We start from the raw sequence: 15,985 nt of genomic DNA, 5'->3' as shown, positions 1-15,985 counted from the left end.
CTATCCTTGCGACCGCCAAAGCGCGGAGGAGACGACCATGAGTGTGTTTCTTGCAGTCGTTACAGCGTTCACCCTGTCCCAGTCAGCCCCCCTGCCCGATGACGCTGTTGCCGTCGCGGAGCTGGCCGGCGAACAGGCGTCCCAGCGCCAGCAGAGCCGACCCGTCATCCCGCAGGCTCTGCGGCAGCCATCGCGCCCGCCACAGGCCACCCCGCGGGCGCGCCGGGTCTATTATGACGATATCGGCCGTCTGGTCTCGCCCGGCGATCCGACCGGCTATCAGTGCGAGCACGCGGCTGGCGCCACCGTGATCAGCTGCTGGTGCAACTGGAAGGAGGATGCCACGGACTGCCAGGCCATGATCAAGGCCAATGTATGCGGCGACAACGCGACCTGGTGGGGATCAGACGTGGAAGGCGAGTACGGCTGCGATTCCGGCGGCTGAGCCTGCCCGGCAGAAAAAATGGGGCGCCGGAGCGCCCCAGTTGCAACACCACCCCAAACGGGGTCGCACCGAGTTGTTGTTGGGCTCCTACTGGAAGAAGCCGAGAATGGTGGCCGGCGCCGAATTGGCGATGGCCAGGGCCTGCACGCCAAGCATCTGCTTGACCTGAAGGGATTGCAGGCGGGCGCTTTCCTGGGCCAGGTCGGCATCGACGAGATTGCCGATCCCCTGTTCCAGCGCGTCCGACAGCTTGCCCACGAACCCCTTGTGCACGCCCAGCGCCTTGGCCCCCGTTCCAAGGCGCGCCAGCGACGAGTTGAGATTGTCGATCGAACTCTCGATCGTGGTGACCAGTCCGGAGGCATCGCCGGCCGTAGCGAACGACGCCGCTGCCGTCACTGTCACCGTGGCCCCGCCCAGCGACATGTTCTCCGCCCCGATGGTGATCGTCGACGAACCGCCGGCATTGGCCAGCGCCGCAATCGAGGCCACCGACCCGTCGATCAGATTGGTCCCGTTGAACTCGGCGGTCTCGACGATCTTGGCGACCTGGTCGCGCAGCGACTTGAAGTCGGCATTGAGGGCATCGCGCGAGGCCTGGTCAAGCGAGGTGTCGGACCCGGCCAGGGCCTTCTCCTTCATCTCCACAAGCAGGTCGGAGATCGCCTCGCCGGCCGCCAGCGCCACATCGACCGTCGACGTCGACAGGTCGAGCGACTGGGTCACAGCGTCATAGCTGCGCACATCGGCCCGCATCGACTGGGCAATGGCGAACACGCCGCCATTGTCCTTGGCCGAGCCGACCGCCAGCCCGGTATTGATCCGGGCTTGCGTGCGTTCGAGGTCGCGATTGGTTTGATTGAGGCTGGAGAGGGCCAGCATGGCCCCCGGATTGGTATTTATCGTCGCCATTTCTTGGCTCCCATATTTTTATAGCTTCTGCCACCACCGGGCTGGCCCCGGCCAACCTTGTCGGTCGGTCTCGAGGGCCACTCGGTAAGGTGAAGCTACCGAGTAATATTAAATTATTCGCTAAACAGGCGGCCCGATTACCCTTGCTACACAGGGAATTTCGCGATTCCGGCAATCATTTCAGCTACTAATTGTGCCGAAAATACACTCTCGTTTGCCGCGAAAAAGACGCTCCATCGCCCTCGCCTCGAGACCTTTCGGGGCGGCAATTTCGACCTGCGAACAGAACTGGCAGGATATCGCCTTCACCCCTGCCCTGCCTGTTGCGGCCACTCGGCTCGTCGCCCTCACGACTGCCCCCGGTAGAGGCTTTTTTCGGTTTTGCAGCGCGCCACAACCGGCCGGACTCGGCCGCGATCCGATACCAGCAGGCCCGACCCGCCCCGCAACCTTGGGCACGCCATCTCCGGCCCGGGGCAGCTTGCCTCGCTCCCCAGACCTGACCATGATTGCGGGGACTAGGTTTTAGGTCACGAGGTCCCGTTTGTTTGATTCCCCGCGGCTCCACCGCCTGCTGTTCTGGCTTGCCCTGCTCCTGCTCACCATTGCGGTGTTGCGCTATGCGGGCGGTGTCTGGTTCACGCTGGGATACCGCGCTGGCCTGATCCCGCTGGAGCAGATGCCGGCCGGGCTGCAGCTCAGCCTGCCCACCATCCCGGCCTGGCGCGACGCCGTGTACTTGGCCGGCTTTGCCGGGACTTTGGCCGCCCTCGTCCTCGTCGCCCTGCGGCGCGCCCAGGCGGTCTGGGTCTATATTATCGGCGGTGCTTTGGCTCGCCTCGACTGGGCCCTGCTGCCCACTCCGCAGACCGCGACCGGCCAGCTGATGAGCTATTCCACCTTCGTCACCTACCTCCTCCTCGTCACCCTCCTCCTCATCCTGCGCCACAATCGCGTGCTGCGTTAGCGACCGGGTCGGGCAGTTGCGCAAGCGGGCCCGGACGGCCAGGTGGCCAACCGGTCAGCTTGCTCCGGCCAGGCAGGGACTTGTCGCGATCCGGGGCTCGGGACTAGGACATGACGTCCGAGCCCGTCGCTCTGATTGGCATCTCCGATCAACCCGCACGCAAATCGCCCGAAAGCCGTCACGGCCTAGCCCATCCCGCGGCACCGTACCGGCCTGCCCACTGGTACCGTCCGGGCCCGCATCTGACCTCTGGCCCCGGCCCCGAGCCGGCGCCCCGTCACCCACATCCCCCTCCCCCTTCCGTCCATCCTCTCATCCTCTCTCCCTCTCATCCTCACAATCACTCAGCCTCCCTTCCCCCTTTCTCCCTTCCCCGATCCTCTGATCCGCCCCGGCTAGCCTCAGCCCATCTGGTCCGCCCCCCCCCGCAGACTCGCCCCTGTTCGCGGCATGTAAGTAAATATTCACTTGCACACACCTCCCGCTGCCGCTATGTCAGATGTAAATAAACGTTCACTCACACCAGAGAGCGGATAAGCTAGAGGCCACCCCGAACCCGACCAAAGACCGCAGGGACCATGGATTCACCCACCAACCCGACCGCCAGTCCTCGCCAGTAGCCCTGCCCACCCCCGCTCGCCCCGCCAATCCGCCCCCACACCCCGCAAGGGAGCCCTCCATGACCGGCATGATCCGCCCCGACCTGTTTCCCGAGCGCCTCGCTGCGACCGGTGTCCTGTCCGCCCCCGGGACCACCAAGGCGCGCATCGAGCGGGCGGCGCTCAACCTGTTTGCCCGGCACGGGGTGAACGGCGTGTCGATCAAGCAGATCGCCGCCGCCGCCGGCCTGTCGGACGGTGCTCTGTACCGCCACTTCCCGGCCAAGGACGCGCTTGCCCGTGACATGTTCGAGACCATTCACGCCCGCCTGCTCGGCCTTGTCCAACAGCACCTTGCCCCATCCGCCTCGCTGGCCGACACGGCGCGCGCCCTGGTCACCGCCTATTGCGGCCTGGCCGATGAGGACCCGGCCCAGTTCGCCTATCACCTGACCCACCGCAATCTGTTCATCGCCGTCTCCGGCGATGGCGGGGCCGATCCGTCCGACGCCCTGACCGCTCGCGTTGCCGCTGCCATGCAGGCCGGCGACATTCCGGGTGGTGATGCCGAGCTGAAATCGGCGATGGCCCTCGGCGTTGTCCTGCAGGCCGCCGAATACTCCCTGTTCGGGCGCATCGACCGGCCGCTGTCAGAGCATGTCGAGACCTTCACGGCCGCCATCCTCGCCGTGCTGCGTACCGCCTGAGACCCGTGTCACCAAGAGGAGACCGCGCCATGCGCTCTGCCCTGTTCAATCTCGCCTACTGGACCCTGTCTGTCGTCTACGCATTGCTGTGCGCGGTCCTCGCCTGCCTGCCCAGCCGCCGCCTGCTGATGCATGGGCTGCGCTCCTATGCCCGCGCCACGGTCATCGCCATGCGCGTCATCGCCGGCATCCGCCTCGAAGTGCGCGGAACGCCGCCCAGGAACCAGCCCGTCATCATTGCCGCCAAGCACCAGTCCTGGGGCGACGGGCTGGTGATGATGGCCAAGGGCGGCGATCTCGCCTTTGTCACCGGCGACCACATGCTCAAGTTTCCGCTCATCGGCTTCGTGCTCAAGCGCTGTGGTGCCATCGTGCTGTCCAACCAGGGCGGCCTGGCGGCCCAGCGAAGCCTGGAGACCGGCATCGAGCGGGCCCAGGATGACGGTCGCGTGCGTCCGGTCCTGATCTATCCGGAAGGCCATCTGACCGAGGTTGGAACCGGCCTGCGCTACCGCTCCGGCGTCTGGCGTCTGGCCCGCGGGCTGGAGCGGGCCGTGGTCCCGGTGGCGACCAATCTCGGCCAGTGCTGGCCCCAGCAGAAATGGTCCAAATTCCGCGGCACCGCGGTCATCGAGTTTCTCGAGCCGATGCGGGCCGGCGCGGATCGCGACGCTTTTCTGGCCGAGCTGGAGCAACGCACCGAAGCGGCCAGCCGCGCCCTGGGGGCGGAATTTGCCGGGCCGAACGAAGCACAGCAAGCTGGCACACGCCCGGGTGATAGCCGCTGTGCACCGGCCGCCGGCCGCGTCTGCAGCCTCGCCTGACGGCTCGATCCGGGAGGGAGATATCGCTATGCGTGTCATGTTGTTCAACATCGCCTTCTGGACCAGTTGCGCACTCGCCGTGCTGGCCGGCTACGCCCTCTCATTCCTGCCCGGACGCGGCGCCCTGATCGCCCTGATGCGGGGCTATTGCGCCGTCGTGCGGGCGCTGATGCGATGGATCATGGGCATTCGCCTGGAGGTCCGCGGCCGGGTGCCGCGGCGCGAGGCGGTCATCGTCGCTGCCAAGCACCAGTCCTGGGCCGACGGCTTCATGATGATGGCCGTGCTCGGTGACATCAATTTCCTGATCGGCAATGACATCGAGAAATTTCCCCTGGTCGGCCGCATCGTCCGGCGCGCCGGGGCCACGATGATCAACACCCAGGGCCAGACCCGCGCCAACGGGGCGCTCGATACGGCGCTGGAGGCGGCCCGCGACGACCCGCGCCCGCTGCTGATCTATCCGGAGGGCGGGCTCGCCCCGGTCGGCGAGACCATGCGCTACCGCAAGGGCGTGCACGTGCTCTACGAGACGCTGGGCCGCTCCGTCGTGCCGGTTGCCACCAATCTCGGCCTGCGCTGGCCGCGCAATCAATGGCGCAAATATCCCGGCCCCGCCGTGCTGGACTTCCTCGAGCCGATCCCGCCCGGCCTGCCGCGGGATGATTTCCTGCCCCGCCTGATGCGCCGGATCGAGGCCCGCACCCGCACCCTCGAGGCCGAGGGCCGCGCCGCCGATGTGGCCACCGCTGCCGCTTCGACACCGGAGACCCCGTCATGAGCGCCCGCATTGCCGCCCGCCTGATGCGGCAGCGCCGCTTTGTGCCGCTACTCGCCGCCCAGTCCCTGGGCGCCTTCAACGATAATTTCTTCCGCTATGCCCTGGTCACCCTGGTCACCTATGGCGGGCTGACCCTGTTCGGACTGGATCGGCAAGTCCTGGTGCCGATCGCGGCCTCGATGTTCACCCTCGCCATCTTCGCCTTCTCCGCCCTGTCCGGCCGCCTCGCCGACAAGTTCGACCGCACGGCCATCATGCGCGTCGCCAAGTTCGCCGAGATCTGGCTGATGGCCCTGGTTGCGCTCGCCTTCTGGCTCGAACAACCCCTCCTGCTCATGCTCGCCCTGTTCTGCATGGGCGCCCAGTCGGCCCTGTTCACCCCGTCCAAGAACGCCGCCCTGCCAACCCTGCTGAACGATACCGAACTGGTCTCGGCAAACGCCCTGCTGAGCGGTTTCCTCAATGTCTCCGTCCTCCTCGGCGTGGGCCTTGGCACCGCCCTGGTGGTGCGCACGGGTGGCCCCGAGCTGGTCGGCCTGGGCCTCGTTGTCATGGCCATCATCGGCTGGCTCGCGATCCGGCAGCTGCCGCCGGCCCCGGCCGCCCGGCCCGACCTCACCCTGACCTGGAATTTCGCCGGCGAGACCTTCCGTGTCCTGCGCTTCGCCTGGCAAACCCCGGACGTGCTGCGCCCGCTCCTCGGCGCCGCCTGGTTCTGGATGCTGGCCGCCGCCATCATCACCCTGATGCCGGTCTTCGCCGCCGCCGTGCTGGGTGCCGACGAGACCGTCGTCCTCCTGTTCTCCGGCCTGTTCACCCTCGGTGCGGCCCTGGGCGCGCTGATCTGCGGCTCGCTCAGCGGCAAGGGCGACGCCCTTCCATTCTCCATCGCCGGCGCTATCGGCCTGGTCATCTTCCCGGCCGACGTGGCGCTGGTGACCTGGGCCAACCCGCTGGTGCCCGAAGGCGCGCCCCTGATCTCGGCCGACGCCTTCCTCGCTGATGCTGCCAACTGGCGCCTGGTCGCCGATCTGGGCCTCGCCGCCATCTCTGCCGGCCTGTTCGTCGTCCCCCTACAGGCCATGGCCCAGCGCCGCGCACCGGTCGAGCTGCGCGGCCGCCTGCTCGCCGCCGGCGGCATCATGAACGCCGCCACCGCCACGATGGGCCAGTTCACCCTTGCCTTCATCGCCCTCGCCGGCCTGCCGCTGCAGACCGCATTTCTGGTGATCGCAGGGGTCAGCCTGGGCGCAGTCGGCTTTATCGGCTGGCGATTGGCGAAACGGCGCGGCAAGCCGGCGAACACCACGACGGGTTGAGGTCGCGCAGGCTCCCGCGCCCCGCCGCTTCACGACTCGAAGCGGCGGGCGCCCACAGCGCCCGTACCGGCCCATTCATCTCTTGCCGAGAGTCCGCCTCAGGGGGATGTCCAACTCAAGGGGTTTACCCGCGAAGCGGCCCTGCGGGCCCTTGACTTGGAAATCCCCCTGAGGCCCGCTGGCCGACAAGAGATCAATGCCCTGCTCCGCGCCCTGGCGCGTCAAATGAAACTCAACCCTCAATTACCGTCATCCCACGGTCCCTGCGCCCCGCAGGTGCGCCCACCACGGGATGACGCCGGGTCGGTTACGGCGACGCCCCCCTCAAGAAACACCACACTCCCCTTCCCGATAGCCAAACCCGCCAACCCGCGCTAAACGCCAATACATGGAAATGATCACCACGACCGATGCCCTCGCCCGCGCCTGTGACGACCTGTTGCAGCACGATTTTGTCGCTGTCGACACCGAGTTCATGCGCGAAACCGTGTACTGGCCCCAGCTCTGCCTGATCCAGGCCGCTGCCGGGGACACCGAGATCATCATTGACCCCCTGGCCGACGGCATCGACCTGGAGCCGTTCTGGGAAGTCATGGCCGACGAGCGCATCACCAAGGTGTTCCATGCCGCCCGACAGGACCTGGAAATTTTCTTCCACCTGGGCGAGCACCTGATCCCGCATCCCATGTTCGACAGCCAGGTCGCCGGCATGGCCCTGGGGCTCGGCGATTCCATCGCCTATGACAGCCTCGTGCGGACGTTGCTGAACCGTCCCATCGACAAGGGCCCGCGCTTCACAGACTGGTCGCGCCGCCCGCTCAGCCAGGCCCAGCTCGACTACGCCATCGCCGACGTCACTCATCTGCGCGATCTCTACCCGATCATGCGCGAACGGCTGGAGAAGTCCGGCCGCGACAAGTGGCTGGCCGAGGAAATGAAGATCCTCACCAATCCGGAGACCTACCGCCTCGATCCGGAGCAGAGCTGGAAGCGCATGAAGCTGCGCAAGACCACCAAGAAGTGGCTCGCCGCCCTGCGCTGTGCCGCCGCCTGGCGCGAACGCGAGGCGCAGACCCGCGACATGCCGCGCCAGCGCGTGATGAAGGACGACGCCCTCTACGAGGTCGCCAATGTTGCCCCGACCGAGGAAAGCCAGCTCACCGGCCTGCGCGCCGTGCCCAAGGGCTTTGAACGCTCCGCCGCTGCCAAGCGGCTGTTCGAGCAGATGAAAACTGCTCTCGAGAACGCCGAGAGCTACGCCCCGGAAGCCAAGAAAGCCGCGCCCCCGGCCCAGGGCATCGGCCCGACCGTGGAGCTGTTGAAAGTCCTCCTCAAATTCGTCGCCGAGGATTCCGACGTCGCGCCGCGACTGCTCGCCACCACGGCCGACCTCGAACAGATCGCCTCCCAGGACGAGGCAGACGTGCCCGCCATGAAAGGCTGGCGCCGCTCCGTGTTCGGCCTGCCCGCCCAGCGCCTCAAGAATGGCGAGCTGTCCCTTACCCTGGAAAACGGTCAGGTGAAGGTCACCGAGGTGAAGCCGGGCTAGGGGCGGACACGGCACGGACCGACGCGTCGGTCCGCCGTGGTCCAATTCGCTTCCCCCAGTCACAAAAAAAGGGCGCCCTCTGCGCCCGCACCTGCCCATTCATCTCTTGCCGAGACGTCGCCTCAGAGGGCCAATGGCCAACAAGAGATCAATGATCCTTTCCGCTCCCCGGCGCGTCCCTCAAAACTCATGAAATGTCATCCCGGATGCATGCCCCGCGCACGCGGGGCGAAAGTCCGGGACCCATCACCCCGGTGCCCGCCGCATCGAGCCTCGTTCTCCCCGCATCGGCGCATGATAGTCCCGGTTCTGAATCCCTTCCCTCTCCCCTCGCGGGAGAGGGATCGAGGGTGAGGGGCGGCCGCGCCAGCGGCCGCTCTTAGCCCACCACTGTAAGCCTGCCGAATCCTATCCCCGGACAGACCCCGGCGGATTCTGCGCGCCAGAAAAATAACAAACCCTTGATATCGTTAGATAAAATTCTCAAACTCCCGGGGATGTCGCGAAAGTTTTCCCCGTTTTCAGACATGCGCGCCAGAGTCACACGTAGCGCACCACGCTCTCGCGGCCGATAATCCCGGCCAGATTGCCGAGCAGTGACACGCAGCGCTCGACATACAAATCGCGCAGCCCCTCATCGACTTCCAGCCGCACCTCGTACTCGGTCACCTCGAGTCGGAAGCGCCCCAGCAGGGGCGGCGACCGGCCCGACAGCTTGGCCGCCATGCGCAGCGTCATGCCCAGCATCTGGGCCCGGTCATGACGGTCCTCGTCGATCAGGTGTAAAACGTCCAGCTCCTCCAGCGCCGCTCGCTTGCCGGAGTAGCGATAATGGATGGCCGCGGCGAGGAAGACCCGTTCGGCGTGGGAGACCGCCGCGAACGGCGCGTACAGAACGCTGTCGCGGGCCAGGTCGGCGCGGTGGTCCGGATGCAGGCGGGCGCCCATGTCGGTGAGCCGGGCTGCCGCCGCGACGAGCACCGCGTCCCGCTCCTCGGAGAACACCGGCTGCAGGCCCGACAGGGCCGGCTGCAGCCAGGCCTCAAGGGCGCGCCCGAAATCCGGGCGCGGCGCCGCCGGCCGGGACAATGCCTCGGCGCCCTCCAGCAGCGGGTCCAGCTCCAGCACTTCGTCAGAAAAAGTGTGCGCCAACACCCCTTCACGCAGGCCGTGGGCGGAAAACACCAGGCGCCGAAATGCCCCGGCCTGCATGACCTGGCGCAGCAGCAGCGCCGCATAGGGCAGCGTCGCCACCCGGCGGTTGGAAATCCCCGGCGTGCCCTGCAGCGAGGCCGGGCTGAGCCGGATCGCCAGCCGCACCAGCTCCTCGACCTTCCTGGCATCGAGTTCGAATTCATGCACCAGGTGAAGCGGGTATCCGAAGCGGGCGAAGGCCAGATGGGCCAGCGTCCGCCACGCCCCGCCGACGGCGTAGAAAGTCCGTCCTGCCTCGTCGGCTCGCGCCAGCGCGCTGTCGGCCAGCCGGGCATCGATCTGCGGTGTCAGCGCGGCGACGTCGAGGCGGTCGCCATTGAGCATTTCCTGCGGCCCGAGGGCCAGTGTCTCGCCGGCTTCCGGGCGGCCCGAACGGATCGGCGTCAGCTCGAGGCTGGAGCCGCCCAGATCACCCATCACCCCGTCGGCATCGGGAATACCGGCGACCACGCCGAGGGCCGAGTACTCCGCCTCGTCAGGACCGCTCAACACCTCGATGCTCAACCCGGTGTGCTGGCGCACCCGCTCGACGAAATCAGGTCCGTCGACAGCATTGCGCACCGCCGCCGTGGCCACCACCCGGCGCTCGGTCACCTGTTTGGCGTCGAGCAGTCGCTGGAAGCGCTTCATGGTCCTGAGAGCGATCTCGACGCCTTCAGGATTGAGCCGCCGCGTCTCGCGCACGCCCTTGCCCAGACCCGCCATCACCTTCTCGTTGAACACCGGCCAGATGGCCCGCCCCTCGATGCGGTAATGCACCATGCGCACCGAGTTCGAGCCGACATCGATGACCGCGATATTGCGCGGTTCCGGATTGAGGTCTGAGATCAGGTCGACCGGGGGCACGGGCTCGGACAAGGTCGGGTCAGCCATTTTCCGCCAGCACCGGCGGCTGGTCGTTCTTGAGCGCGTGACCGCGCCCGGACAGGCTCGGATTGGTCATGAAATAGGCGTGTGCACTGAACCGCTTGGCGACCTTGGCCACGTCGACCCGACGGTAATCGCCCTCGCTGTCCATATACCAGCTCTGATCGGTGTCGTTGAGATTGGCGACCATGATCTGGTCGAGCACCTGGCGATGCACGGTCGGGTTCTGGATCGGGCACAGATGCTCGACCCGGCGGTCCAGGTTGCGCGGCATCCAGTCGGCCGAGGAAATATACACAAGGGCTTTCGACGACGGCATTTTCTCGCCATTGGCAAAGCAAACGATACGCGAGTGCTCGAGGAAGCGCCCGACGATCGACTTGACCCGGATATTCTCCGACAGGCCGGGTATACCCGGACGCAAACAGCAGATGCCGCGGACCACCAGCTCGACCTTCACCCCGGCCTGGCTGGCCGTGTAGAGGGCGTCGATGATCTCCGGGTGGACCAGCGAATTGAGCTTCGCCCAGACCGCCGCCGGCTTGCCCGCCTCGGCGTTCTCGATCTCGGTGCGGATGTGGGACACCAGCGTCTCCTTCATGCCGATCGGGGAGACCGAGAGGCGTTCCAGATTCTCCGGCCGGGCATAGCCAGTGACGTAGTTGAACACCCGTCCGGCATCGCGCCCGAAGGCCGGGTCGGCGGTAAACAGCGACAGGTCGGTGTAAATCCGCGCCGTGATCGGGTGGTAATTGCCGGTCCCGAAATGCGCATAGGTGCGCAAATCCGAACCCTCCCGGCGCACCACCAGGGAGATCTTTGCGTGGGTCTTGTACTCGATGAAACCGTAGACCACCTGGACACCGGCGCGCTCCAGGTCGCGGGCCCATTTCAGGTTGGCTTCCTCGTCGAAACGCGCCTTGAGCTCGACCAGGGCGGTGACATTCTTGCCCGACTCCGCCGCGTCGATCAGCGCTGCCACGATCGGGCTGTCTTTTGAGGTGCGGTACAGCGTCTGCTTGATCGCAATGACGTCAGGATCGGCTGCTGCCTGGCGCAGGAATTCCACCACCACGTCAAAGCTTTCATACGGGTGGTGGATGATGATGTCTTTCTCGCGGATGGCCGAAAACGCATTGCCCGCGTGCTCGCGCACACGCTCCGGATAGCGCGGTTCATAGGGTTCGAAGACGTGCTCGGGCCGGTCGTCCGGAATCAGCTGGTCGATCTGGGCGAGACCGAGAATGCCGCTCACCGGGACGATGTCCTGTGGCCCGGCGTGCAGGTGGTGCACCATCAGATCGCGCAGCACAGGCGGCATGTCGGCATCCATGGTCAGCCGCACCACGACGCCACGCCGCCGCTGCTTGAGCAGGTTTTCGAACTCCAGCATCAGGTCTTCGGATTCTTCCTCGACCTCGATATCGCTGTCGCGGATGACCCGGAAAGCCCCGCTGCCGATCACGTCATAGCCCGGGAACAGCGTGTCGACGAACATCGACAAGACGCTTTCCAGCGCCATAAAACGGCGATCCGGCTTGCCGCCATCATGGCGCGGACGGGTCGGCAGTTCGACGAAGCGCTTGACCCCGGACGGCAGCGGGATCAGCGCATTCATGATCTTCGACGAGCCCTGTCGCCGCAGTTGCAGGGCAAGGGCAAAACCGAGATTGGGAATGAACGGGAAGGGGTGCGCCGGATCGATCGCCAGCGGCGTGATCACCGGCAGGGTGTGCTTCAGGAAATCCCCGCGCAGCCAGGCCTCGTCGGCCTTGGAGACCTGCTTGGCGTCAAGCACCTTGACCCCGGCCTTGGCGATCTCGGCGCGCAGCTTGCGCCACAGGGTCTGCTGCTTGATCATCAACTCGCCGGCCAGGGCGTGGATCTGTTCCAGCTGCTCGGCCGGGCTCAGACCGTCCATCGAGGCCTTGGTCACGCCCGATTGCATCTGGGCTCTCAGGCCGGCCACCCGGACCATGTAGAACTCGTCCAGATTGCTCGCCGAAATGGACAGGAAACGCAGTCGCTCGAAAACCGGATGGCCAGGGTTTTCCGCCTCCTGTAGCACCCGCATGTTGAACCGCACCCAGGACAATTCCCGGTTCAGGAAGCGCCGCGGCGAGTCCTTGAGCGCTTCGGGATCGGGGAAGCTGCGGACCGGTGCGTTCATGCGATGTCTCCCTCGGCCTCCCGGCCCTCGCCCCATTCACTGAGGACTTCACGCGCCACGGCGCGGGTGATCGGCGTCTTTTTGACCAGGGCCAGCTTGTCGAGCCGGTCGACCAGGACGCGCACCGCGCTCACCGAGCGCTCCATACGTGGCAGCAGATACTCTATCACGCCCGGCCGGATCGGCGCGCCCCGATCCCTGAGCTGCTTCTCGATCAGCTGCGTCAGCACCTCGTCATCGGGCTCGGCGATCGGCGTGTGGGGCAGCGCACGCAGGCGCGACACAAGGTCCGGCAATCTGGCCGGCCACAGCACCGGGGTGCTGCGCGCGGTCAGCAACAGGCCGGGAATCTCGCCCTTGGCGGCCCGGTTGAGGACATGGAACAGGGCATCATCATCGCAGCCCCGGTCGACATCCTCGACGACCAGGCAATGCCCCTGCGGCAGGCTCGTCAGGCGATCCGCCAGCGTGCTTGCACGCAGTGTCGCGGCGGCCGTATCACGGGCCCAGATGGCGGCGATGTGCGACTTGCCGGCGCCCTCCGGCCCGGTCAGGGCCAGCACGTGCTTGGGCCAGCTTTGCCAACGCGACAGCGCCGCCAGCGCCGCGGAATTGGACGGGCCTTCGATCAGGCTGTCGGCGCTGAAGTCCTCGCGCGCCGGCCAGTGCAGTGCCAGTTGAGCTGTCATGCGGGTCTTGTCCGTCACCTTGCGCTCCCGTCTAGCGGGTCGCGGTCACCACCCAACCGAGGCCCGGCTGTTCTTCCAGGGCCGCGCCGCGTTCGGCCAGTTCGGCGGCCAGCTGGGCCCGGTCGCCGCGATGCCGGATCGTCATCAGCGCCCCGTCGCGCGACAGGGCATCGAGCTGGGCATCGGCGATCAGGGAAGTGCCGGCAATGACCGATTGCAGGCCGCGCCAGTCTGCGAGGCTGGAATAGAACACGGTCAGGCGCAACTCGCGCTCGCTCAGATCGCGCACGATAGTGTCCTGCTTCCACGCCAGTTCCTGGTCTCCCACGAACATCCGCGCGGCCTCTTCCCAACTGGCCACACTGACCGGGCCCCAGGTACTGACAGCCAGGCTGCCCTCGGCATCGATATCGACCAGATAGCCGCCAACCCGGCGCGCGTCCTCGCTTTCCGCCGCACGCAGAATGGCCAGGCGCGACACGCCATACATCGAGGCGAGATCGCGCAGTGCGACTTCATCGAGGTCGAGCGCCTGGCGCACCGAGATCAGCGGCGCTCCGCCGCGCTCGGCATCGGCCAGCACCATCGGCGTGAGATTGTAGCGGAAATTACTCTGCGCCCAGGCCTCGCGCCACGGGCTGTCTTCCCACAATACCAGACCGTCATTGGCCCCGTAGATCGGCAAGACCAGTCGTGGCCGGGCCTGGGCCTCGACGAAGGGAATGCCGTTATTGCGGAAGATCCGGCGCACGGCGGCAGGGTCGAAATTGACGTTCAGCCGGGCCAGGTAGCGCGTCGCGCTGCGCTGCTCATTGGTGATCTCGAAGCCGGCAATCAAGCCGGCAATGTCGGCGCCCTGCAGCGGCAGCGAGGTGTCCAGCGCCGTGCCGACACGGTCTTCCGGCAGGCTGAGCCGCTCGATGATGCGCCGGGCTGCCGCATACTGGCCTTCCTGCATGGCCGCGGTCTGGGCTTCCAGGGCGTTGGAGGCTGTGGCGTCGATCGGCACGCCGATGACGGTAAACACGTCATCCGCCCGGCTCGATCCGGTGCTAAAGATGACGAGAGAAAGGGCGGCGACGAGAAAGCGCACGGCAGCGACTCCACAAAAACGGACTTCAGGCCGCACTATACAAGCCCACTGCCCCGCGTGAAGCCCGCGACTTGCGTCGGAAGCCTGTTTCGACTGTACTCCGCCGCGCTTCTGACAGGCTGGAGAATCGGCATGGCCACGGACCACGACAAGACGACCCCGGGCAAGGGTCTCACCTATGCCGACAGCGGCGTCGACATCGATGCCGGGGATGCCCTTGTTGACCGTATCAAGCCGCTGGCAGCGATGACCCGCCGGGCCGGGGCTGCGGCCGATCTGGGTGGTTTCGGCGGTGCCTTCGATCTCAAGGCGGCGGGTTATGAGGACCCGATCCTGATCTCCGGAACGGACGGCGTCGGCACCAAGCTCAAGCTGGCCATCGCCACCGGCAAGGTCGACACGGTCGGCATCGACCTGGTGGCCATGTGCGTCAATGACGTCCTTGCCCAGGGCGCCGAGCCCCTGTTCTTCCTCGACTATCTGGCCTGTTCCAAACTCGACCCGGCGCGCGGCGAAGCCATCGTCTCGGGCATCGCGGCCGGCTGCAAGGACAGCGGCTGCGCCCTCATCGGCGGCGAGACAGCAGAAATGCCCGGCATGTATGAGGGCGATGATTTCGACCTCGCTGGCTTTGTCGTCGGCGCCGCGGAACGCGGCCGCCTCCTGCCCGACCATGACCACATGCAGGCTGGCGACGTGCTCGTCGGCCTGGCCTCGTCCGGCGTCCACTCGAACGGATTTTCCCTGGTCCGCAAGGTTGTCGACCATGCGGGCCTGGACTGGCAGGACGAGGCGCCCTTCGCCCCCGGCCAGAGCCTCGGCGAAGCCTTCCTCGCCCCGACCCGGCTTTACGTGCAGGCCTGCCTGCCCCTGATCCGCTCCGGCCTGGTCACCGGCCTGGCCCACATTACCGGCGGTGGCCTGGTGGAGAATCCGCCGCGCATGACGCCGGACCATCTCAAGCCGGTGATCGACTATTCCGCCTGGGACCTGCCGCCGGTCTTCCGCTGGCTCCAGCAGGCGGGCAATATCGACGACCACGAATTGCACCGCACCTTCAATTGCGGCATCGGCATGCTGCTGGCGGTTCCCGCCGACAAGGTGGACGCGGCAGTTGACGCGCTTGCCATGAGCGGTGAGACCGCCATGATCATTGGCGAACTCCAGTCCGCCTGACCGCGAGGACCAGACGAATGGCGAGAACCAAGATCGCCGTGCTCATTTCCGGGCGCGGTTCGAACATGCAGGCCCTGATCCGGGCCGCCGAATCCGACACCTACCCGGCCGAAATCGTGGTCGTGGTCTCCAACACGCCGGACGCGCCGGGCCTGCAGGTGGCCCGTGACGCCGGAATCGAGACCGAAGTCGTAGATCATCGTGAATTTGAAGATCGTGAAGCCTTCGAGGAGGCCCTCGACCAGACCATCCGCATGTACGAGGCGCGCATCGTCTGCCTGGCCGGCTTCATGCGCATCCTGACGCCCTGGTTCACCGAGCGCTGGCGCGACCTGCTGATCAATATCCACCCGTCGCTGCTGCCCGCCTTCAAGGGTCTGCACACGCACGAGCGGGCCCTCGAGGCCGGGGTACGCATCCATGGCTGCACGGTGCATTACGTGCGCCCGGAAATGGATGACGGCCCGATCATCGGCCAGGCCGCCGTACCGGTCCTGCCCGGCGATACGCCGGACGCGCTGGCCTCACGCGTGCTCGACGCGGAACACCTGCTCTACCCCCAATGCGTCGCCCTCGCCTGCACCGGCAAGGCCCGCGTCGCCGGCGAAAGGGTCCGCCTCCAGGCCCGCGAATTCGGCGCCGAACTGCTGATGAACCCGCACGACTGATCGA

14 protein-coding genes are annotated in these 15,985 nt (G+C 66.5%); 9 read left to right on the top strand and 5 right to left on the bottom strand.

Annotated features, from left to right (window positions below; genetic code table 11):
- Positions 1-37: 37 nt before the first annotated feature.
- Positions 38-445 carry a hypothetical protein gene (locus ACXYMR_RS07350; RefSeq protein WP_458942169.1) on the top strand — a complete coding sequence of 136 codons (408 nt, stop codon included), beginning with the start codon at positions 38-40 and terminating at the stop codon, positions 443-445.
- An 87-nt stretch (positions 446-532) separates the two neighbouring features.
- Here the strand turns inward: ACXYMR_RS07350 and ACXYMR_RS07345 are convergent, their stop codons facing one another.
- A complete protein-coding gene (locus ACXYMR_RS07345; RefSeq protein WP_458942168.1) occupies positions 533-1,357 on the bottom strand; it encodes a flagellin in 825 nt (274 codons plus the stop codon).
- Between the two features lie 544 nt (positions 1,358-1,901).
- On the opposite strand from ACXYMR_RS07345, the gene ACXYMR_RS07340 reads away from it, so the two are divergent.
- The 6 genes from ACXYMR_RS07340 to rnd all read left to right on the top strand — a co-directional run bounded on the left by ACXYMR_RS07340 (position 1,902) and on the right by rnd (position 8,103).
- Positions 1,902-2,324: a hypothetical protein gene (locus tag ACXYMR_RS07340; protein WP_458942167.1), complete on the top strand. Its 423-nt coding sequence runs from the start codon at positions 1,902-1,904 to the stop codon at positions 2,322-2,324.
- 679 nt (positions 2,325-3,003) lie between these two features.
- Positions 3,004-3,630, top strand: a complete 627-nt coding sequence (locus tag ACXYMR_RS07335; protein ID WP_458942166.1) for a TetR/AcrR family transcriptional regulator — start codon at positions 3,004-3,006, stop codon at positions 3,628-3,630.
- A 29-nt stretch (positions 3,631-3,659) separates the two neighbouring features.
- The gene (locus ACXYMR_RS07330) at positions 3,660-4,454 is read left to right on the top strand and encodes a lysophospholipid acyltransferase family protein (RefSeq protein WP_458942165.1); all 795 of its coding nucleotides are present in this window, start codon (positions 3,660-3,662) and stop codon (positions 4,452-4,454) included.
- A 28-nt stretch (positions 4,455-4,482) separates the two neighbouring features.
- Positions 4,483-5,235, top strand: coding sequence for a lysophospholipid acyltransferase family protein (locus tag ACXYMR_RS07325; protein WP_458942164.1), 753 nt, complete (start codon positions 4,483-4,485; stop codon positions 5,233-5,235).
- Positions 5,232-6,554: an MFS transporter gene (locus ACXYMR_RS07320; RefSeq protein ID WP_458942162.1), complete on the top strand. Its 1,323-nt coding sequence runs from the start codon at positions 5,232-5,234 to the stop codon at positions 6,552-6,554. The genes ACXYMR_RS07325 and ACXYMR_RS07320 overlap by 4 nt, the downstream gene beginning before the upstream one ends.
- A 388-nt stretch (positions 6,555-6,942) precedes the next feature.
- Positions 6,943-8,103, top strand: coding sequence for a ribonuclease D (rnd, locus tag ACXYMR_RS07315; RefSeq protein WP_458942161.1), 1,161 nt, complete (start codon positions 6,943-6,945; stop codon positions 8,101-8,103).
- A gap of 540 nt (positions 8,104-8,643) precedes the next feature.
- Here the strand turns inward: rnd and ACXYMR_RS07310 are convergent.
- Genes ACXYMR_RS07310 through ACXYMR_RS07295 form a run of 4 tightly spaced genes read right to left on the bottom strand, consistent with a single transcriptional unit; the run spans position 8,644 to position 14,137 of the window.
- The gene (locus ACXYMR_RS07310) at positions 8,644-10,191 is read right to left on the bottom strand and encodes a Ppx/GppA phosphatase family protein (RefSeq protein ID WP_458942160.1); all 1,548 of its coding nucleotides are present in this window, start codon (positions 10,189-10,191) and stop codon (positions 8,644-8,646) included.
- Positions 10,184-12,355: an RNA degradosome polyphosphate kinase gene (locus tag ACXYMR_RS07305; RefSeq protein WP_458942159.1), complete on the bottom strand. Its 2,172-nt coding sequence runs from the start codon at positions 12,353-12,355 to the stop codon at positions 10,184-10,186. Before ACXYMR_RS07305 ends, ACXYMR_RS07310 begins: the two co-directional genes overlap by 8 nt.
- Positions 12,352-13,062, bottom strand: coding sequence for a P-loop NTPase family protein (locus tag ACXYMR_RS07300; protein ID WP_458942157.1), 711 nt, complete (start codon positions 13,060-13,062; stop codon positions 12,352-12,354). Before ACXYMR_RS07300 ends, ACXYMR_RS07305 begins: the two co-directional genes overlap by 4 nt.
- Positions 13,063-13,075: 13 nt before the next feature.
- Positions 13,076-14,137 (bottom strand): DUF2066 domain-containing protein, encoded by a 1,062-nt coding sequence (locus ACXYMR_RS07295; protein WP_458942156.1) that lies wholly within the window; start codon positions 14,135-14,137, stop codon positions 13,076-13,078.
- Positions 14,138-14,269: 132 nt separating this feature from the next.
- Between ACXYMR_RS07295 and purM the strand changes: the two genes are divergently transcribed.
- Both purM and purN read left to right on the top strand, forming a co-directional pair.
- The gene (gene purM / locus ACXYMR_RS07290) at positions 14,270-15,313 is read left to right on the top strand and encodes a phosphoribosylformylglycinamidine cyclo-ligase (protein ID WP_458942154.1); all 1,044 of its coding nucleotides are present in this window, start codon (positions 14,270-14,272) and stop codon (positions 15,311-15,313) included.
- A gap of 17 nt (positions 15,314-15,330) precedes the next feature.
- Positions 15,331-15,981, top strand: coding sequence for a phosphoribosylglycinamide formyltransferase (gene purN, locus ACXYMR_RS07285; protein ID WP_458942153.1), 651 nt, complete (start codon positions 15,331-15,333; stop codon positions 15,979-15,981).
- Positions 15,982-15,985: the final 4 nt, after the last annotated feature.

It is taken from the genome of Maricaulis sp. CAU 1757, from assembly GCF_054482675.1.
This window is presented reverse-complemented; position numbering and strand designations above follow the sequence as displayed.